The following is a 19,848-nucleotide window of genomic DNA, read 5'->3' on the forward strand; positions in this document are numbered from 1 at the left end:
ATGCGTATGCAATTACGGATGGATCACAAAATTCGAGAACCCGCCATGGCGCTGGGCAATGCCCGAAATGGCCTCATTGACCTTGCTCATGGGCGTCGCCTGGGTTTCCAGGAGGTCGAAGCTGACCTTGCCGATCCCGACGAGGTCAGCCATTTCCTGGCCTTCGGATGTCGTCAGCCATGCCGAACCGATGAGACGCTGGTTGCGGTCCATCATCATGTGCACGTCGATGGGAACCGCGCCCATCACGGCGCCGATGTCGACGGCGATACCGCCGCGGCGCAGCGCCCTGAGGCCCGCCAGGAAAGGCTCGTGCGGCGTGCCGGGACCGTTGCAGTCGATGAAGGCGTCGACCCCCTCGCCATGCGCCGTCCTGGAACGGGCCCATTCGTCGGGCGATCCGTCGTCCAGCGAATGCGTCTCGATAATACCGGGCGCCAGCGCTTCGATCTCCTTCAGCAGCTTCCTGTCGCGACCGGTGCCGAGAATCTTCTTGACCCCGAACGACGGGCCGAACACCGCGATCGATATGCCGAGCGTGCCGGAAATGCCATTGACAAGGATCGTGTCGCCGGGGCCGACCTGCGCCTTCTTCAGAGCGGAATAGCCGGTGCCCATGTAGCCGAGCCGCGCCGCCTGATCGAAGGTCATGTTGTCGGGGAGCGCCACGATCGCCGATGCCGGCGCGGCCATGTACTCAGAAATGCCGCCGACCGGGTAGTCCTCGAATGTCTGAAGCGCTTCATGGCTGAAGCCGAAATAGCCCTGGAAGGCGTAGTGGCGGCAAGAGATCGTGTCGCCGCGCCGGCAATGACGGCAGCTGCCGCAGGAGCGCCCCGGATTAACGTAGACGCGATCCCCGGGCTTCAAAGCGTGGACCTGACTGCCGACTGCCGCGATTTCGCCGGCCGGGTCGAGTCCAAAGATCGCGGGCAGCGGCGGCTGCGGCATGTGGGGAAACCAGGTCGGCCACATCGCCAGGATGTTGGCGAGGTTCGGCACGATGCCGCACGATCTGACGCGAACAAGCACGTCCATCGACCCAAGCTTCGGGACCGGCACTTCCTCGATCCTCAGCTGGCCGCCGATCTCGTGCATGCGCGCGACCTTCATCGTCTGCGGAATTGCTGTCACGTCGATACCTCCCGTTCGCTCAAACCAGTGCAGGCCGTGCTTTTCGGCGCACACATGGGCCTCCTCCCGAGGCCAGATCGGTGGTCGCATAGTTTTTTCGAAATATCAATCATTTTTCGTAACTTTGTGATGATGACCGAGGCTCGGCACCGCGCCCAAGCAGTGATCAGGCCCAATTTCGGCTTGAGATCGGTCGCTTTGCCCCTTCCTACGATGACTTGCCTATTTTCGAAAATCCGGTTTACTCCGAGTCGGGAGTACCTGCTTTCAGGGTACGTCGTAAATGGGTGAGCCTTTGAAATTCGCTTCTTTCGCTGAACGCAACGGTGCCGGCTACGGAATGGTTGACGGTGAAATCATCCTGCGGCTGGATTCCGTTCCCGGCGCGCCGCCGGATCTCAAAGCCTATCTCGATAGCCGGTTTCCCGACCTCACGCCCGATGAACGCGATCTCGAAGCCTTGCCGCTGGCTGAAGTCAGCCTGCTGCCGCCAATTCCCAACCCAGGCAAGATCTTCTGCGTCGCCACCAACTTCCACGAGGATGACAAGCCGGCGCCGCAGTTCCCGCTGCTGTTCATGCGCCACGCGCAAGCACAGACCGGCCATGGAGGCGCGATCCTGAAGCCTGCGGTTTCCGACAAGCTGGATTTCGAGGGTGAGTTGGCGGTGGTCATCGGCCGCCGCGCACACAAGATCGCGCGCGCCGAAGCGATGGCGTACGTCGCCGGCTATGCATGCTTCAACGAGGGGAGCGTACGCGACTGGCAGAGACACTCGAGCCAGTTTACGGCCGGAAAGAACTTTTACCACAGCGGCGCGTTCGGCCCCTGGATGGTCTGTGCGCGCGAGATTCCGGATCCGGCACGTCTCCGTCTGGAGAGCCGGGTCAATGGCGCGACCAGGCAGTCGATCGCGATCGACCGCATGATCTTCGATATCCCCTGGCTGATCTCCTACATCTCGACCTTTGCTCCGCTTGACCCTGGCGACGTCATCGTTACCGGCACCCCATCGGGCTTCGGCGCCAGCCGCAGCCCGCCGGAGTTCCTTTTCCCCGGCGATGAGGTCGAGATCGAAATCCAGGGCATTGGAACCCTGCGCAACACGGTGGTCGCAGACAGCTTCGAGTTCTAATATTTCGTAATAAAATACGATTTTCGAAATTTGTTGCCATCGAGCCGAGTTTGATCTAAGCAGGTCGCCAGGGCCAAGTAGCGGCCGCAAGAGGAGAATGGTGATGCACCTGGTGTTTGGGGTCGGTCACATAAAGCTGAATGTCCGTGACGTAGAAGCCGTGATCCACGACTCGACGGAGATCCTCGGTTTGCGGGTCACCAGGCAGGATGCAGGCGAGACATGGCTGAGTTCGAACGGCCGCAAGGCCGAACTCGTGCTTCTCCACTCCGATGAGAATTCCTGCCACACGGTCGGGCTCGAAGCGCTGACCGCCGAGGCTGTCGCGGAAGCCGCCGCGCGCGTCGACGATGCCGGCTGCAGGATCCTCTCGCACGAACCCAGTCTGGCCTGCTGCGACGCAGGCGTGACATTCGCGACCCCAGATGGATTGCGCTTCGAAGTTCACACCCCGGCGCGCGACGATATGTACAATCCGCGCTACCCGACCAACGGCATCAAGCCGCGGCGGCTCGACCACATCAATCTCATCACGCCCGACCCGGTCGCCACAAGACGGCAGCTCTCCGAGATTTGCGGCATGCAGCTTACCGAGCGGATGGTCAACGAGGCGCTGAGCTGGATGCATGGCGGCAATCGCCAGCATCACATTCTGGGCCTGGTGAAGGGTCCGGTCGGGCTTCACCACTACTCTTTCGAATTCAGCCACTTCAGCGACTACTGCCGGCTCGGCGACATTCTCGACGGGTTCGACCGCCAGGTTCTTTGGGGGCCGGGCCGCCATCGTCCGGGCGACAACACCTACGCCTACTATCTGGATGCCAGCGGAGCGATGGTCGAGTGCTCCGGCGCCATGCACACGGTCGCCGACGACGCCCATTTCGTGCCCAACGTCATCACCAACCTGGAGCGTCCAGGAAACGTCCGCCAGATGAATGTCTGGGGGTCTCCCGCACCCCAGGAATGGCGCGAACACCATTTCCCATTCGCCAGGCTCGACTGATCCGAAAGGCGCGGCGGCAGACCACACAGGGAAGCAAGGCGAAGCAACTCGACTCGGGCGGGGCGCTGCTTCGGATAGGAGATTGCTATGCAGGAAAAACTGACGTTCGAATCCGACGGCCTGAAACTGTCGGCGGTACTGCACATTCCCGACAACCACCGTCCCGGACAGAAGCTGCCGGCCTTCATCGTCTGCCACGGCTTCGTCGGTTCCAAGGACGAGTCGCACGCCCAGATCCAGGCGGAGATGATGGAGACGTTCGGCTACGCCGCGCTGCGCTTCGACTTCCGCTGCTGCGGCGAGAGCGAGGGCGAGCGCGCCCAGGTGCGCTGCTTCGATCAGGTCGCGGACGCAAAGAACGCGCTGACCTTCCTCGCCAGGCGCCCTGAGATCGACCCGAAGCGAATCGGCATCACCGGCCACAGCTTCGGCGCCGCGGTTTCGGTCTATACGGCCGGGGTCGACGAGCGGTTCGCGTGCGTCATCTCCTCATGTGGCTGGGGTCACGGCGAGCGGAAATTCCGCGGCCAGCACCCGACCCCCGAAGCCTGGGAGCGTTTCATGGGCCTGCTCGAGAAGGGGCGCGAGCACAAGCGCGCGACTGGCGAAAGCATGTGGATCTCGCGGTTCGACGCCGTACCGATCCCGGAAAAACTGCGCAAGAACCTGTCGCCCAAGGCGATCATGGAAATCCCGACCGAGACGGCATGGAGCATGATGAATTTCAGGGCGGAGGACGTGGTTGCCAACATTGCGCCCCGGCCTGCCCTGTTCTTCCACACCGCCGACGACATCATCACGCCGACCGAGCAGTCCATCCGCCTGTTCGAGAAGGCCGGGCAGCCGGCCGAGCTGATGCTGATCTCGGGCACCGCCCACTTCCCGCTCGCACCAGAGGACGCGCCGCGCACCAAGATGATGCTCAAGGGCTGGCTCGACAAATTCTTCCCGGCAACGCCGACAGCTTGAGGTCGATGCGACCAGACCAGGAGACATTCGGCATGCCCGTGGCCCAGGAAAGCGAACTGACGGATTTTGCGACCGCGCTGCTCAATGCTGCCGGCTATATGCCGGACGAGGCGGCACAAACCGCGCGGCTGCTGGTGTGGGCCAATGTGCGCGGCGCGGATTCGCACGGTGTTCTCAGGATCCCGCGCTACGTCGAGATGATCGAGACCGCTGTCGTGTGCGCCGGTCAACAGCCGAAGCTGATCCGGGAATTCGGGGCGACCTGCGTCTTCGACTACGGAAAGGCGCCGGGCGCCGTCGCCATGATGCATGCGGCAGGCAAAGCCGCCGATCTGGCGGAGGCCTTCGGCATCGGCTGGTGCGGCGCCCGCGCCATATCCCATGCCGGCGCAATCGGCTACTTCACCACCCAATTGGCGGCCCGCGGCCTGATCGGCATCGCCATGACCGCGTCGAGACCGTTCATGAGCTATTTTGGCGCAAAGGGCGAGGCGCTGTCGACCAATCCGCTGTCGATTGCCGTGCCGCGGCCCGATGGCGCCGATCCAATCGTGCTCGACATGTCGACCGCCGCCGTCGCGCTCGGCAGGATCATGGCGGCCAAGGACTCGGGCAACCCGATCCCCCAAGGCTGGGCCATCGACGCCAACGGCGTCGAAACGCGGGACCCGCATAAGGTGGCAGCCATCCTGCCGATGGCCGGGCCGAAGGGATCCGGTCTGTCGCTGATGATCGAAATCCTGTCGAGCGTGCTGGTGGGCAACGCCGTCATCGCGCCGTTCCTGCGCGGCGAGAAGAACGGCGGCTTCAATGGCCTTATGCTTGCCATCAATCCGGCGGCCTTCGGCGACCCGTCGTCCTTTCTCGCCTCGGTGGAAAGCCTCGCCGGCGCGATCCATGCGCTCGATCCGGCAGCCGGCTCCGATGGCGTGAAACTGCCCGGCGAACGCGGCTTCCAGACCGGGCGGGAGCGCACCGCCAACGGCATCCCGCTGGCGAAGGGCACCGCCAGGAATCTCGCCGATGCAGCCGCCCGGTTTGGGCTCGCGGTGCCGGCCTTCCTGCAGTGATGCCGCGCGACAGCTTGCACCAGGCCGGCCAGAGAGGACCGAACCAACGGGGGTCTCACTGATGACGCAAGATGAAGCGGACGTCGTGGTGATTGGGCTCGGCCCAGTCGGCATCACCCTATGCAATCTTCTTGCGGCAGCAGGTGTCAGAGTTGAAGGCGTTGACGCCGCTGACGACGTCTATGCACTGCCTCGCGCGATCGGCATGGACCACGAGGTGATGCGGATCTTCCAGAACATCGGCGCGGCCGACGCCGTGGCCGCGGCGACTGGGCACTATCGCCCATCGGAATACAGGTCCGCCGACGGGACCTTGTTGCGCCGGCTCGAGTCTCCTTCCGAGCCCTACCCGCTTGCCTGGCCGCCCTACCAGACCTTCCTGCAGCCGGAGCTTGAACGAGCTCTGCGTGCCAACGGCGCGAGGTTCCCCAACCTGGCGCTGCATACGGGAACGGAACTCGTCGGCCTTGAAAATCCCGAAAGGCCGGTCCTGACGCTGCGCGACAAGGCGAGCGGTGAGCGCACAAGGCGCGCCCCGCGCTATGTCGTCGGTTGCGACGGCGCGAACAGCTTCGTCCGGCGCGGGCTCGGCGTCGCGCTGGAGGACCTCGACTTCGACGAGCCCTGGCTCGTGGTGGACATGATACTGGAGGATCCGCACGCGCGATTGCCAGAGACCAACGTCCAGTTCTGCGATCCCGCACGACCGCACACGTACGTGTGCGGGCCTGATCGGCTGCGACGCTGGGAGTTCATGATCTTGCCGGGTGAAAATCCGCCGGAGATCAACCGCCCGGAGCGCATCTGGCAACTGCTTTCACGCTGGCTTCGGCCGGACCAGGCCAGGCTATGGCGCTCGGCGACCTACAATTTCCACGCTCTTGTTGCGGAGCAGTGGCGGGTGGGCAGTGTCTTTCTCGCCGGCGATGCCTGCCACATGACCCCGCCGTTTCTCGCACAGGGAATGGTGCAGGGCATCAAGGATGCAGCCAATCTTGCATGGAAGCTGGCCCATGTGATCGACGGCGGATCGGAGCACCTCCTCGACACCTACCAGGCCGAGCGCAGGCCGTTCATGCGCGAAGTCATCGACATCACCAAGCGGCTTGGACAGTTCATCTGCGAGCTGGATCCGGACAAGGCGCAGGCGCGCGATGCCGAGATGGCCGCGGCCATGCTCGCGGGCCAAGGTGTCCAGATCCGGCAGAACCTCTTTCCGCCCATCCGTCATGGACTTGTCGCCAGCAACATAGACGGCTCGCCGAGCCCTGGCGCCGGTGAGCCATGTCCTCAACCCTGGATTATCGGGCCTTTTGGCCGGATGCGGCTCGACGATGCGTTGCCGCCAGGATTCCAGCTTGTCATCGCCGGCGACATGGATCCCTCGCCCACCCTCCTGGACAAGGCGCGGCAGGTGGGCATTGCCGTGCATCGCGTCGCGCAGGAGCGATCCTACCCCTCGCCGCTGGTGGAAGAAGATCGCGTTCTCGCGGACTGGCTGAGCTCGAAGGGCGCTCGCGCCGCCCTGGTGCGGCCCGACCATGTGGTTTTCGGTACGGCCGCTGACGCAAGGGGCGCCGAGCAGCTCGTGTGTCAGCTGCAGATGATGCTAGTGGCGGCACCCGACAAATGACAGGGCGCGCGCACTGAACGGCCCGGGCGCGAACCAGGGCGGGCCGATACGCCCACCCTATCCGCGGGCAGCTGGCTGCTTCATGTGGCGGTAGAGATGGGCCTGATGCATTGAGGTGAGTGTGGCCCTCACCATCTCGCCCGGCGAATCGTCCTTCATGAAGCTGGAGAGGCCGCCATAGATGAGTTCCAGAACGACGCCGCCCACATAGAGTGGTTCGATATCAGCACCGCCATGGGGGAAAAGCTTTCCGGACAGCAACTTGCCCAGGCCCTCCCACTGGTCCTTGAACAGGCGCAGATGCCGCTCTTCCAGTGTGTTGTCGCGGCGGGCGATCCGTAACAGGTCGATGGCAAGCGTTCCCCAGCGCTTGTCCTTCGCCCGCTGATTGGCCCAATCGCACATCGTATCGATGATCTCTTTCGGGTCATCATAGCCGTCGAGCAGGCCGGTGAGCTCGACCACGTCGCCACCGGCATGGCGCTCCAGCAGTTGAAGGAAGATGTCTTCCTTGTTCTCGAAGTTCGAATAGAAGGCGCCCTTCGAGTAGCCGGCTTCTTCCGCGATACGTTCAATGGTCGCGCCGGAATAGCCGTCGCGAGCCACGACTTCGCTCGCCGACAGCAAAAGCTTCTCGCGGGTCAGAGCCTGGCTCTGCTCGCGTGTCAGTCGCGCCATTCTCTATCCTTCCAAGCCATTCATTGGGATACCTTTGGTATCCGAATCGGCCGAAGGTTAGAAGGCCGAAACAATACAGGCAAGCGCCCAGAAGATCGGGTATTCGGGACCCATCAACTGCCAGCGCCAGCGCGGGCCGTTGATCCGCACCACCGCATAGGCCGCTCCCAGCAAGACGGCCACTCCGCACGCCGCAGCCCATCGCGGATAGATGTCGAACACCATTCCAACGGCGGCAACAAATTCCAGCGCAACCGTCAGCACGATGAAGGGTTTTCCTGGCTTCAGTCCGGCAGCCTCGAACGTCTTTGTCGCCTTTTCGAAGTTCCTGATCTTTCCAATGAGATGCGGAATGAACCAGATCCCGCACAGAATGCGCAGGAGATCGATTGGCGTTAGCATGAACTCCGGCACTGATTCCTCCGTGTAGAACGTCGAAGGAACCGCCCGGCCCTTCCTCCCGTCCTTGTTGCCATATCGGGCGACTTTCTCTCATCCAGCGGAGCCGAAGCGTTTGTCGCCAGGCCGCAACCGATGCGGCGTTCGCCGACATTTCCCGCAAATGCTGTCGTCGGTGGAAATCGGCTCTTGCGTCACCCAATCCAGATACTGTACGGTATCCACAGTCTACAAGGAATGTCAATGAGACATCTCCGCGAACTGGCATATTGGGAGGAACAGACGATGACGATAATGATGCGGGCGGCACGGCTTCATGCCGTGAACGAGCCGATGCGTGTTGAGGACGTGGCGAAGCCGATGGCATCCGGCACGGATGTGGTCGTCGAGGTCAAGGCCTGCGGGATGGTGCCCAACCTCGCGAACGTGCTCAACAACTGGGAGACCTGGTACCCGCATCAGCCGCTGCCGATGAAGCCCGCGATCTTCGGCCTCGACCCCGCGGGCATCGTGCATCAGGTCGGTGAGCAGGTCGTGGCGATCAAGCCCGGCGACCGCGTGTATGTGAATCCGCTGCGCTCCTGCGGCGCATGTCATGCCTGCGTCAGCGGCCATCAGGCGAAGTGCGAATACTTCACCTTCAACGGCTATTTCGGCTTCAACAGGAACAGCCTGGAGATCTACAAGCGCTATCCGGAAGGCGGCTTCGCCCAGTTCATGCGCGCGCCCCAGAATGCGATCGTCAAGATCCCCGACAACATGACCTTTCCGCAGGCGGCCCGCATGGGTTACCTCGGCACGGCGTATTCCGCGCTCAAGAAGTTCGGCATACCGGCCGGCAAGTCGCTGATCATCAATGGCGCGACCGGCACGCTGGGCGTCGGCGCGACACTCTTCGCACTCGCCATGGGCGTTTCGACGGTCTACGCGGTAGCACGCGGCAAGCCCCTGCTTGAGCGGCTGAAGCAGCTTGCCCCGAACCGGATCCAGACTTTCTCCAACCAGGACGGCAAGGTCGCCGACTGGGTCCGCTCGCAGACCGGCGGTCTCGGCGCCGACTTCATGCTCGACTGCCTCGGCGCGGTCGCCGACGTCAACGCCATGAAGGACGCCATGATGGGCGTCAAACGCGGCGGCCGCATCGTCAACATCGGCGGTACCGGCAGCGACATGCTGTTCAACACCAAATGGTGGATGGACAATTCGATGCAGCTTCTCGGCTCGGCCTGGCTGACCACGGCCGAGGGCATGGAGGTCGCCGAAATGGTGGGCTCCGGCGCGATCGATCTTTCGGTGCTGGAGGCGCGGACGTATCCGCTAGAGCGGATCAACGAGGCCATCAATGGCGTCGCCTCCGGTGACGGCGGCTTCACCAACTACGTGCTCGAACCGTAGGCGGGACCATCGGCATCGGCGGGCTTCACCGTCCGCCGCTTGCCGGCAACCGCGGAGCGGCGCAGCGATCCGCTATCTTGTGCGAAGAGAACGAAATGATCATCGACTGCCACGGCCACTACACGAGCGAACCGCCGGAGCATCACGCCTTTCGCAAGACGCAGGTCGAGTTCGTCGAAGGCAGGCGCGACGCCATGCCCGTCTATCCCGGCATCACCGACGAAATGCTCAGGGCGACGATCGAGCAGAACCAGTTGCGCCTGCAGCGCGAGCGAGGCTCGGACCTGACCATCCTGTCGCCGCGTGCTTCGGGCATGGGCCACCATATCGGCAGCGCCGAGAACAATGCCGAATGGTCGCGCATCTCCAACGATCTGATCGCCCGCATCGTCGACATGTTCCCCGCCAACTTCGCGGGCGTATGCCAGCTGCCGCAATCGATGAGCGGCGACCTGAAGCCGGCGCTTGCCGAGCTCGAGCGCTGCGTCGTCGAGCTCGGCTTCGTCGGCTGCAACCTCAACCCCGATCCGTCCGGCGGTTTCTGGTCGGCGCCGCCTATCCACGATAGCTATTGGTATCCGCTCTTCGAAAAGATGGTCGAGTTGCAGGTGCCGGCCATGATCCACGTCTCCGGCTCGTGCAGCTCCTGCCTGCATACGACCGGCGCGCACTACATCAATGCGGACACCGCGGTGTTCATGCAACTGATCCAGGGCGACCTGTTCAGCGCGTTTCCCGATCTCAAGCTGATCATTCCGCACGGCGGTGGTGCGGCGCCCTATCATTGGGGACGCTATCGCGGCCTCGCGATGATGTTGGACAGGCCGGGACTTGGCGAGCACCTGCTACGCAACGTCTTCTTCGACAGCTGCGTCTATCATCAGGCAGGCATCGACACGCTGTTCCGCGTCGTTGGCCCGGCCAACATCCTGTTCGGCTCCGAACTGCTCGGAGCGGTCAAGGCCATCGATCCGGAAACCGGCTTCGCCTTCGACGACACACGGCGCTACATCGACGCGCTTTCGCTCGGTGAGGTTGAACAGCACGCCGTGTTCGAAGGCAATGTCCGAAAGGTCTATCCGAGGCTAGATGCGCGGCTGAAGGCGCAAGGGCGCTAGACCAGCCAATGAGCACTGTTCGGGTGCGGCGCCGGATGCCGCACCTCATCGTTCCGGGAGAACACTTATGGGCAAAGTCGTCACCAAGACCGAGCGCACGCCGCTTGAGACCTGCGATGCTCTTGGCCAACTTGGCGTGGCCACGGTTCACGAGGCGCAGGGGCGGACGGGCCTGCTCGCCGCGCGCCTGCGGCCCATCTATGATGGCGCCAGGATTGGCGGCAACGCGCTGACTTGTGAAGTCGCGCCAGGCGACAACTGGATGATTCACGTCGCGCTGGAACAGGCGCGGCTAGGCGACATCCTGGTCGTCACCCCGACCTCGCCTTGCGAGGACGGCTATTTCGGCGACCTGCTGGCTGAATCGGCCAAGGCGCAAGGCATCAGGGGCCTGATCATCGATGCTGGCGTGCGCGATATCTCGACCCTGCGCTCAATGGCCTTCCCGGTCTGGGCGAAAGCGATCAGCGCACAAGGGACAGTCAAGGAGACGCTCGGCAACGTCCAGGTGCCGATCGTCTGCGCCGGCGCCCACATCCGGCCAGGCGACGTCATCGTGGCCGATGACGACGGCGTGTGCGTGGTGCCACGCGAAACCGCGGGAAGGGTTCTTGAAACCGCCCGCAAGCGCGAGGCGATGGAAGAGGAAAAGCGTAGCCTCTATGCCACCGGCAAGCTCAGTCTAGACGTCAACGACATGCGCGAGCGCCTGCGGCGCAAAGGCCTCGTCTACGAATAGGCAACTGCGTTGCCGGTTCCGCGACTGACAAAATAGGCGATCCGGTGGCACCAGTTGTACGAGTCTGGGTCTTGCCGGCTTACCAGCTAGGCAGCAACCCCACCCAACTAGGCGCTGATGACCGCTTCATTGCAACGGGAATCACGAAGCTCTTCACCTGCTTGCAATGGAAACTTCCGATACCGAAGGCTCAAGGGGTTCGAGTCCAGAACGCCGAGGTGAATTTGGTCATAAAATATAACAAAATCAATAAGTTAAATTGTTGGTGGGCCCGGAGGATGTGACAGCATCGTTGATTTTATTGACTTTTTCGTGGGCCAAAATCAGAAATCTTCCCGCAACGCCCCGCATAGTTCCGCCACACCGACAGGATTTGACTTCTCCTGTCCCGCCGAGTTGTTCGATCACGATCGGGCACATCAAACTCGGAGGCAATCACAGACCTTGTTCAGCCCGGCGGCCGAACTTGCGGCAGGGCGGCGGCGAGCGACCGTTCGAAAGCATCGATCAGCGTATCGACCTGGGTCTCGGTAATGATGAGCGGCGGGCAGAAGGCAATCGCATCGCCCATATTGCGCGAGATGACGCCATTCTGCTGCAGGAACCCATTCACCACGCCACCAAGCGCGCCGGGCTTCCCCCACGGCGCCTTGCTGGTCTGGTCGGCGACCAGTTCGACGGCGGCGATCAGGCCGATGCCGCGCACCTCTCCGACGACCGGGTGCGAAGCGAGCTTACGCAACCGTGCCTGCATGTGCGCGCCGACCGTACGCGCATTGCCGACAAGGTCGCGCTCCTCGATAAGCTTGAGATTCTCCAGCGCCACGGCCGCGGCTACTGGATGGCCGCCGCCCGTGAAGCCATGCCCGAACGTGCCGATGCGGTCGCTCTCGTTCGCGATCGGCTCGAACACCTTCTCATTGATGAGCAGGGCCGAGATCGGCAGGTAGGACGACGAGATCTGCTTGGACAGCACCATGATGTCGGGCTTGATGCCGAAGGTTTGCGAGCCGAACATCTCGCCTGTCCGGCCAAAGCCGCAGATGACCTCGTCGGCTATGAGCAGGATGTCGTATTTCGACAGCACCGCCTGGATCTTCTCCCAGTAGCCTGCGGGCGGAACAATGACTCCGCCCGCGCCCATGATCGGCTCGCCGATAAAGGCGGCGATGGTCTCCGGTCCCTCCGCAAGGATCAGCGTCTCGAGATCCTCGGCAAGACGGCTCGAGAATTGTTCTTCGCTTTCGCCCGGTTCCGCTTCGCGCCAGTAATGCGGCGTCGATGTGTGGAGCACGTTGGCGATCGGCAGGTCGAATGACAGATGGTTGTTGGGCAGCCCGGTCAGGCTTGCCGCGGCAATCGTCACGCCATGATAGCCGCGTTTGCGGCTGATGATCTTCTTGCGAGCTGGCTGGCCGAGCGCATTCGACCGGTACCAGATCATCTTCATGGCCGTGTCGTTGGCCTCGGAGCCCGAATTGGTGAAATACGCCTTGCTCATCGGGACCGGCGCCATCTGGACCAGCTTCTCGGCCAAGTCGATCAGCGGCGAATGCGATTTCGAACCGAAGTCGTGATAATAAGGCAGCTTCGACATCTGCCGGGTGGCGGCGTCGACCAGCCGCTTTTCCGAGAAGCCGACGGCTACGCTCCACAAGCCCGCCATCGCTTCGATGTAGCGATTGCCGGCCACGTCCTCGACATAGATGCCATCACCCTTTTCGATGATGAGCGGACCCGACTCCTGATGCTTGCGAGCGTTTGTGTAGCCATGCAGGTGATAGCGGATGTCTCGGGCTTCAGGGGAATTGGGTCTGTCGTCCACGACGGCTCCTGTCTACACGGGTTCACGGGGAACTATCTGCAGCGCCTCTCCAGGCTCCGCAGCTTTCCCTTTGTATGATCACAAACGAAAACGGTCCGCACAAGGCGGACCGTTTTGGTATTTGGTTGCGGGGACACTCAGCCACCGATACCGACATTCGCTGATCGGGGCGATCTGAGAGCGCAAAGCCGTGGTAACGGTCTGGAGCAAACCCGGCCGGATGGTTCCGCGCGTTAGGGGCGAGCTTTCAGCAAGTTGTCTGTCCGGTCCTAGGAGCCAGGGCCGCCGGTACAATCATCGTCGGTGACAGGATGGATACCGACGCGACCGTCGGACTGGAATCGGGCCGATGAGGCAAGCCTAAACCGAGGCTAGCCGGTCGCAGATCGCCACCGCCGGGAATAGTTATTTCGCCGGCTCGGGCATCGCGGCCCTGCCTTCGGCGGCAGCAAGCCTGCTCCGCATCACTTCGCGGCGCTTTCGAAACTCTGTGTATTCCTGGTCGGCCAGTACCCCGGTTTTTAGGGAGCTAAAAGGCGATCGCCGCCTTGATAAGCCCCGACTTCTGATGTGCCCAGCGAGAAATTTCGTGCGGACTGTCCTGAAGGGTCGTGTGGTGCGCGGCCCTGGCCTCGGCGGCCGGCGACGTCCTTTCGACTTTGACCCTGCTTCGTTTCTGTTACCAGCAGACGAAACCGCCATCGACGATGAGATCGATGCCCGTAACAAATGACGCAGCGCGGCTTGCCAGGAACACTGCCGGGCCTATCATCTCCTCGGGTATCGCGAGGCGACCCATCGGCGTATCGCGCTCGAAGTTCTTCACTTGCTCGGCCACTTCGGGCCTCCGGTTCATCGGGGTCAGCGTGTAACCGGGGCTTAGTACGTTGAGCCGCAGTCCGCGGTCCGACCACTCCATCGCCAGGCTCTTCGTCATGTGAATGACCGCTGCCTTCGATGAGTTATAGTGCGCCTGGAGGAGGCCGCGGTTGACAATCGAGCCTGACATGGAGGCCACATTGATGATCGATCCCTTGCGACGCGGCAGCATCACGCGAGCCTCGGCCTGGCAGGACAGGAACACACCGCCAACGTTGATGCTGTAAAGCTCTTCCCAAGTTGCCAGCGGCAAAGTCTCGGCCGCATGCGCGCCGCCAATACCAGCATTGTTGACGGCAACCGTAAGTGCACCGAGCTCCTTTTCGATACGCTCGACAGCGGCGGCGAGATCTGCTTCCGACGTCACCGAGCCGGTTATCGCCAGCGCCTTGCGGCCGAGCGCAGTGATCCTTGCCGCCGTCTCCTCGAGTCCACCTTTCGACGAGTGACCGAAGCAGGCGACATTGGCACCGGCCTCAGCAAGGCCGACCGCTATGGCCTGACCGATGCCGCTGCCGGCGCCGGTGACCAATGCGACGTCGCCATCCAGTTTGAACAGGTCCATTGCGTTCTTCCTTCCGATTCCCTTGATCGCACAAGCAGGAGAGCCATACGACAGCAACGATGCAATTACTGAACGACGCTTTGGCGATCCGCATTCTGATCAACAGTCGAGAGAATCTTTGCGAGAGACGGCGACTGTTCACGACGCTCCTGCGGCACCCAGCGGAGAAAGCCGCCGACACGCCGTTGGACCTTGATCAGATGGCCGGCAGCGATGTCGCTCAGACGATGGTCAAGAAGGGGGTTGTCGAACCGTTCAAGCGTGGTCGTCACGTATGCTGTCGCTTCCTGCTCCAATCCCCGGGCCTTGAAGCCAGGAACGACCTCGGAACCATAAATCTCTGTCGGCAGGTTTCGATACCCCTCGAGTTCCAGGATTTCGCGCACCGTCAGGTCGGGTCTCAGCCGATCGGTCATCCAGCACTGTGCAAGTACTGTGTGGCCAAGGTTCAGGATGTGTAGCTTCAGTCTCTCGATACGTTCGAGGTCCTCGACAAGCGCGATAGCAGGGTGGCGGCAAGGCAGCCTCAGCCCAGCTTGCCTTTCAATCGCCCACAATGCGTACGGTTCTGCGATTGCCCCGACGGGCTCGATAGCCGACGAGACAATGCGGTCGACAAGCGAGTTGGCAAATACGCAGTCGCCAGCGATGAAAGACAAAAGTGCGTCGGAGGCGCCGCTTCGCTTGGCCAACGCGATCAACACTTCCTTCAGTGTGTCGCCATTGCGTTGAACCAGTTCGGTTGGAAGCAAGACAACTGGCCTTGCGGAAACTGCAAAACGTTTCGCAAGCAGAACGAGCAATTTTGCCGGATATCCCGCCGGCGCTGGGCCGGGATCACCTGTGAGGTCGACAAACAGATCGGGTGAGATGGTGAGGCCCGCTTCCGTCGTATTCGAGACGACGAATTCCGCTTGTTCCGCAAACAGGGTGGCCAACCGTTGCCAGTCAACCTCGGCATCGAGCGCGCGCCGTATGCTCTTGACGCCGATTTCATACTCGACGCGCAGGCCCTTCTCCAGCCCGCGGATGACAACCGGGTAGCCTTCATCGCGGGCAAGCGCCTGCAGTCGGGCTCGGCCGGCGGCCGATCCGCTGATCGCCACTACCGTGATCGGGCCGACTGCATTGCCTGCCGGCAGCGCCTCGTGCACGAACAGATCTGCGTGCGCCTGCAGAAAGCGGCTCGTGCCGAACTGGAAAATAGGTGTGACGATTTCCTTGACCATTGATCCTTCCGCTTTCTATCGGTTCAGTGGAGGCAGAGGCGCTGGGCATTCGGCCGCCGGACCAGAATAGGACGATCCGCCTGCCGTGAGATTGTCATGATTATGGTTGCTGAAGTCAGCCAGACTCCGCCACATCGATGACGGCCTTGATCAAACCGGACTTTTGCTGCGCCCAGTTCGCTATGTCGCGTGAGCTGTCACTCAGGGTCGTGCGGTGGGTAACGAGTTGGTCAATCGGTATCTTTCCAGCGCGGATCGAGGCGATGACGTGCTGGAAGTCGGCATGCGTCGCGTTGCGACTGCCGATCAGCATCATCTCCCGCTTGTGGAACTCCGGATCAGAGAAGCTGATCTCGTCTTTGATGACGCTGACCAATATCATGGCGCCGCCATGGGCCACGTGGCTGAACGCGGCTTGGATCGAGGCCTTGCTGCCGGTCGCGTCGAAGACGAGGTCAAAACCATCATCATCGGTTCGCGCCCGCACCATGTCGACAGGTGAGGCCGAAGCATTGTCGATGACAGGAAACCCGAGTTGACCTTCGGCGAAGTCGAGCCGTTCCCTGCTCATGTCCATGATCGTCACCGCCTGGCCTGCAAGACGGGCAAACAATGCCGTACCCAATCCGATCGGCCCGGCGCCGATGACCAGTGTACGGACGCCAGCGGCAAGCTTGGAGCGCCCTACGGCGTGGGCGCCGATCGCCAAAAATTCGACAGCTGCCGCGTCAACGAGTGACAGTCCTGCGGCCGGGTAAAGGTTGCCGGCAGGCACCAACAATTCTTCACACATGCCGCCATCGCGATGAACGCCCAACACTTCTATCGATACGCAGCAATTCGGCTTGTCGTGACGGCAGGCTATGCATTTACCGCAGGAAAAATAGGGATTTACGACGACCCGCTCACCGACCTCGATGGCGACGCCTTCGCCGACCGCGGTCACGGTACCCGAGAGTTCATGCCCCATGATACGTGGATAGGCCAGGTACGGATGCTTGCCTTCAAAAATGTGGTAGTCGGTGCCACAGATGCCGACATGGCTGATGCTGACCAGCGCCCATCCGGCTCCCGGCCGGCCGGGAGCCGGGCGATCTTCGAAGATCAATTCGCCGGGCTTTCGGCACACGAGCGCTTTCATGCGGACCATCTTCCTGAAATGTCCAAAAAAGAACCCGGCGGCTGGGAAGACCGCCGGGCCAAGGTGTGGAGCCTATTCGAAGTCCTTGACGTTCTGCAGCGTCACGAGGCCCGCGCCGGTATCCACATTGGCCTCGACTGCCTCCCCTCGGATCGCCTTGACGACAGTGTCGATGCCAAGCTCGCCCATTTTGGCCGGAAATTGCGCAACGCTGGCATCTTCCGCGCCCGACTTGATCGCTTCGATCTCACCACAGCAGGCGTCGAAGCCGACCAAAATGATCTTGTCGTTGGCAATGCCCGCATTGCTGATCGATTTGACGGCGCCCGGGATTGGCGGGCCGCAGGCCGAGTAGATCGCCTTAAGATCGGGATTGGCTGTCAGGATGTCTTCGGTCACCGATGTGCCAAGTTCGAGCGTGCAATTGGTTGCACCCTTGCCGACGACCTCGACCTTGACGTCGCCAAGTCCCTCCATCATGCCGGTGACACGGTCGTCCAGCGCCGGCACTCCGGGAACACCTTGCAGGATGCCGATCTTGTCGCCGCTCTTGAGCACAGTCTTCAGATACTCTCCGGCGATCTTGCCGCCGTTGAGATTGTTGGTCGAGACGAGTGCCGTCTGACCTTTCCAGTCAGGAATGCTGTTGTCGACGAGAACCACCTTGATGCCGGCAGCCACAGCCTTGTCGAGCGACGGCGCGACGGTCGGATCGACCGGAGTGATCGCCAGACCCTTGACGCCTTGCGTGATCATGGATTCGATCAGCGCGATCTGACCCTCGATGTCGGTAGCCGCCTGGCCCTGACCGGTGACCAGCTCGATCTCGGGATGAGCGGCCGCGTATTTCTTGGCGGCATCCTCCATGGTCGAGTAGAACGGCACCGGGAATTTCGTAATCAGGCCGACCTTGATCTTGTTGGCGGCCGAAGCCGGCATCGCAAACGCAACGGCGATCGCCAGCCCAGCGAACAGTTTTGAGTTCATTGGCATTCCATTCCTCCCTTGGAATTGAGGCGTCTTCCGGCGGAAGTCGCTTCAGGCATTTGCGAACCGGAACGGTCCCCAAATTTCGAACGGATCAGGCTCCAACGATCATGGAAACCAGCTCCTGTTTGTTGTCCTTGGTCGGCACAAGTTCACCAACTTTGCGGCCCTGGCGAAGCACCACGGCGCGATCGGCAAGCTCGACGACATGTTCCATATTGTGGGTAATCAGGATGACGGCGTTGCCCTGGTCGCGGAGCGCTGCGACCAGGTTGAGCACTTGCCGCGATTCACGCAGGCCAAGTGCGGCGGTTGGCTCGTCCAGGATCACAACCTTGCGGGCAAATACAGTCGAACGGGCCACCGCTATGGCTTGCCTTTGACCGCCCGACATCATGGCGACAACGGCGTCCAGCCGCGGCAGCGTAACTTTGAGGTTTGTCAATAATACGCGGGTCTCGGCGTCCATCTTGCGCTGCTGAAGAAAGCGCAAACCACGCGGAAGCCATTGCGGACCAGCCAACTCGCGACCGGCAAAGAAGTTTTGTCCCGGTGTCAGATTGTCGAACAGCGCCAAGTCTTGATAAACGGTCTCGATGCCGGCAAAGCGCGCATCCGCAGGGGAGCGTATCTGCGTTGGCGCACCGTCCAAAAGGATTGCGCCGGCATCGAGTTGGTGCACGCCGCTGATGCATTTTGTCAGTGTCGACTTGCCAGCGCCGTTGTCACCGAGAAGTCCGAGGATCTCACCGCGTCGGACCTCGATGCTGACATCGTCCAGCGCCACAACCGAGCCGAAACGCTTGGTAGCACCGCGCACCGCCAGCACAGGATGATCCGTTGTGGCTGCATGATCGATGCTGGTCGCAACGGCGCTCATGACTGCCTCCCGGCCTGCATGACACGCACGCGCCCTTCGAGATAGTTGCGCAGCACGTCGGACTCGACCGCTATGACGATGACCACGCCGATGACGATGAGCTGGAAAAAAACGTTGACGTTGAGCAGGTTGAGCGCGTTGCGGATGACACCGATCATGATGGCGCCGATCAAGGCATGGCCGAGATGGCCGCGGCCGCCGAGAAAGCTGGCACCGCCGATGATCACCGCCGCGATCGTATCCAGTTCCAGCAGATTGCCGAACAAGGGCGAGCCGGCGTCGGTGCGGCCGGCAAGGATGACGGACCCGATGCCGGCGCACAGCCCTGAGATCACATAGACCGAAACCAGAACCCAGGAGACAGGAATGCCCATGCGCACGGCGGCGTCGGGCCGGCCGCCTACGGCATAGATCCAGCGGCCCCAGACCATCGTTTTGGCCATGACGAAAAGGACCGCGGCAACGCCCGCAACCACAAAGACCGATCCTGGCAGACCCCAGACCGCCTCGCGGCCAAGCGCATCGATGGCAGGCGGCATTCCCGGGATGGCCCGTCCGTCGGCCAGTTGCAGCGCCAGCCCCTTGGCGATGCTCAATGTCGCCAGGGTGATGATGAACGGATGCGGAAGCCGGCCGAAGACGTAAAAGAGCCCGTTGATGGCGCCGACGGCCGCACCGCAGCCAACCATCACCGCGATCACCACGATGGCGGGAGCGCCGGCATGAAAGCTGAGCGCGCCGACGACGGAAGCCAGTGCGACGTTCGAGCCGACGGAGAGATCGATCCCGCGTGTCAGGATGACCAGATGCTGCCCCATCGCCACCACAGAGATGACGGCGGTCTGGGCGAGGATATTGCTGAGGTTTCTCCCGGTCAAGAAATAGGGTGACAGAAAACTGAGAACGACGATCAGCAACACCAGGATCACGACCGGACCGGCGCTCAGCAGGGTCAGGCCAAGCGCAAGGCCGGGAACGGCTTCCTGCTTCCTGGATGCTGGCAATGCGGCCTCGCCGACAGTGGTGCCGGTGTTTCCCGTTTCAGGCAAAGTCCCCTCCCCGCCGAGGC

General features: G+C 62.1%; 18 protein-coding genes. 8 read left to right on the forward strand and 10 right to left on the reverse strand.

Annotated features, from left to right (window positions below; all coding sequences use genetic code 11):
• Positions 1-12: 12 nt before the first annotated feature.
• Positions 13-1,113 carry an alcohol dehydrogenase catalytic domain-containing protein gene (locus ACSQ3Z_RS18850; protein WP_436173940.1) on the reverse strand — a complete coding sequence of 367 codons (1,101 nt, stop codon included), beginning with the start codon at positions 1,111-1,113 and terminating at the stop codon, positions 13-15.
• A gap of 361 nt (positions 1,114-1,474) precedes the next feature.
• Here ACSQ3Z_RS18850 and ACSQ3Z_RS18855 point away from each other — a divergent pair, with 361 nt between their 5' ends.
• The 5 genes from ACSQ3Z_RS18855 to ACSQ3Z_RS18875 all read left to right on the forward strand — a co-directional run bounded on the left by ACSQ3Z_RS18855 (position 1,475) and on the right by ACSQ3Z_RS18875 (position 6,944).
• A complete protein-coding gene (locus tag ACSQ3Z_RS18855; protein WP_436172816.1) occupies positions 1,475-2,269 on the forward strand; it encodes a fumarylacetoacetate hydrolase family protein in 795 nt (264 codons plus the stop codon).
• Between the two features lie 103 nt (positions 2,270-2,372).
• Positions 2,373-3,272 (forward strand): VOC family protein, encoded by a 900-nt coding sequence (locus ACSQ3Z_RS18860; protein ID WP_436172817.1) that lies wholly within the window; start codon positions 2,373-2,375, stop codon positions 3,270-3,272.
• Between the two features lie 87 nt (positions 3,273-3,359).
• On the forward strand, positions 3,360-4,241 hold the full coding sequence (locus ACSQ3Z_RS18865; RefSeq protein WP_436172818.1) for an alpha/beta hydrolase: 882 nt from the start codon (positions 3,360-3,362) through the stop codon (positions 4,239-4,241).
• Between the two features lie 32 nt (positions 4,242-4,273).
• The gene (locus ACSQ3Z_RS18870; protein ID WP_436172819.1) at positions 4,274-5,311 is read left to right on the forward strand and encodes an Ldh family oxidoreductase; all 1,038 of its coding nucleotides are present in this window, start codon (positions 4,274-4,276) and stop codon (positions 5,309-5,311) included.
• Between the two features lie 61 nt (positions 5,312-5,372).
• Positions 5,373-6,944 (forward strand): bifunctional 3-(3-hydroxy-phenyl)propionate/3-hydroxycinnamic acid hydroxylase, encoded by a 1,572-nt coding sequence (locus tag ACSQ3Z_RS18875; protein WP_436172820.1) that lies wholly within the window; start codon positions 5,373-5,375, stop codon positions 6,942-6,944.
• Positions 6,945-7,001: 57 nt separating this feature from the next.
• Here ACSQ3Z_RS18875 and ACSQ3Z_RS18880 read toward each other — a convergent pair whose 3' ends face one another.
• On the reverse strand, positions 7,002-7,622 hold the full coding sequence (locus tag ACSQ3Z_RS18880; protein WP_436172821.1) for a TetR/AcrR family transcriptional regulator: 621 nt from the start codon (positions 7,620-7,622) through the stop codon (positions 7,002-7,004).
• A 57-nt stretch (positions 7,623-7,679) separates the two neighbouring features.
• Positions 7,680-8,036 carry a DoxX family protein gene (locus tag ACSQ3Z_RS18885; protein WP_240547091.1) on the reverse strand — a complete coding sequence of 119 codons (357 nt, stop codon included), beginning with the start codon at positions 8,034-8,036 and terminating at the stop codon, positions 7,680-7,682.
• 228 nt (positions 8,037-8,264) lie between these two features.
• On the opposite strand from ACSQ3Z_RS18885, the gene ACSQ3Z_RS18890 reads away from it, so the two are divergent.
• From ACSQ3Z_RS18890 to ACSQ3Z_RS18900, 3 genes are all read left to right on the forward strand, one after another.
• Entirely contained in the window at positions 8,265-9,416 is a 1,152-nt protein-coding gene (locus ACSQ3Z_RS18890; protein WP_436172822.1) for an alcohol dehydrogenase catalytic domain-containing protein, read from the forward strand.
• Positions 9,417-9,511: 95 nt separating this feature from the next.
• Entirely contained in the window at positions 9,512-10,534 is a 1,023-nt protein-coding gene (locus ACSQ3Z_RS18895) for an amidohydrolase family protein (protein WP_436172823.1), read from the forward strand.
• A 67-nt stretch (positions 10,535-10,601) separates the two neighbouring features.
• The gene (locus ACSQ3Z_RS18900; RefSeq protein WP_436172824.1) at positions 10,602-11,273 is read left to right on the forward strand and encodes a 4-carboxy-4-hydroxy-2-oxoadipate aldolase/oxaloacetate decarboxylase; all 672 of its coding nucleotides are present in this window, start codon (positions 10,602-10,604) and stop codon (positions 11,271-11,273) included.
• 448 nt (positions 11,274-11,721) lie between these two features.
• Here ACSQ3Z_RS18900 and ACSQ3Z_RS18905 read toward each other — a convergent pair whose 3' ends face one another.
• The 7 genes from ACSQ3Z_RS18905 to ACSQ3Z_RS18935 form a co-directional block, all read right to left on the reverse strand.
• Positions 11,722-13,098 (reverse strand): aspartate aminotransferase family protein, encoded by a 1,377-nt coding sequence (locus ACSQ3Z_RS18905; RefSeq protein WP_436172825.1) that lies wholly within the window; start codon positions 13,096-13,098, stop codon positions 11,722-11,724.
• A 679-nt stretch (positions 13,099-13,777) separates the two neighbouring features.
• Positions 13,778-14,542, reverse strand: coding sequence for an SDR family oxidoreductase (locus ACSQ3Z_RS18910; protein ID WP_436173941.1), 765 nt, complete (start codon positions 14,540-14,542; stop codon positions 13,778-13,780).
• A 65-nt stretch (positions 14,543-14,607) separates the two neighbouring features.
• Positions 14,608-15,771, reverse strand: a complete 1,164-nt coding sequence (locus ACSQ3Z_RS18915) for a mannitol dehydrogenase family protein (RefSeq protein WP_436172826.1) — start codon at positions 15,769-15,771, stop codon at positions 14,608-14,610.
• Positions 15,772-15,886: 115 nt separating this feature from the next.
• Positions 15,887-16,912, reverse strand: coding sequence for a zinc-binding alcohol dehydrogenase family protein (locus ACSQ3Z_RS18920; RefSeq protein ID WP_436172827.1), 1,026 nt, complete (start codon positions 16,910-16,912; stop codon positions 15,887-15,889).
• A 72-nt stretch (positions 16,913-16,984) separates the two neighbouring features.
• The gene (locus tag ACSQ3Z_RS18925; RefSeq protein ID WP_436172828.1) at positions 16,985-17,905 is read right to left on the reverse strand and encodes a sugar ABC transporter substrate-binding protein; all 921 of its coding nucleotides are present in this window, start codon (positions 17,903-17,905) and stop codon (positions 16,985-16,987) included.
• Between the two features lie 88 nt (positions 17,906-17,993).
• Positions 17,994-18,758 (reverse strand): ATP-binding cassette domain-containing protein, encoded by a 765-nt coding sequence (locus tag ACSQ3Z_RS18930; protein ID WP_436173942.1) that lies wholly within the window; start codon positions 18,756-18,758, stop codon positions 17,994-17,996.
• 17 nt (positions 18,759-18,775) lie between these two features.
• Positions 18,776-19,828: an ABC transporter permease gene (locus ACSQ3Z_RS18935; RefSeq protein WP_436172829.1), complete on the reverse strand. Its 1,053-nt coding sequence runs from the start codon at positions 19,826-19,828 to the stop codon at positions 18,776-18,778.
• Positions 19,829-19,848: the final 20 nt, after the last annotated feature.

It is taken from the genome of Mesorhizobium sp. LjNodule214 (assembly GCF_964252735.1).
GTDB lineage: Bacteria > Pseudomonadota > Alphaproteobacteria > Rhizobiales > Rhizobiaceae > Mesorhizobium.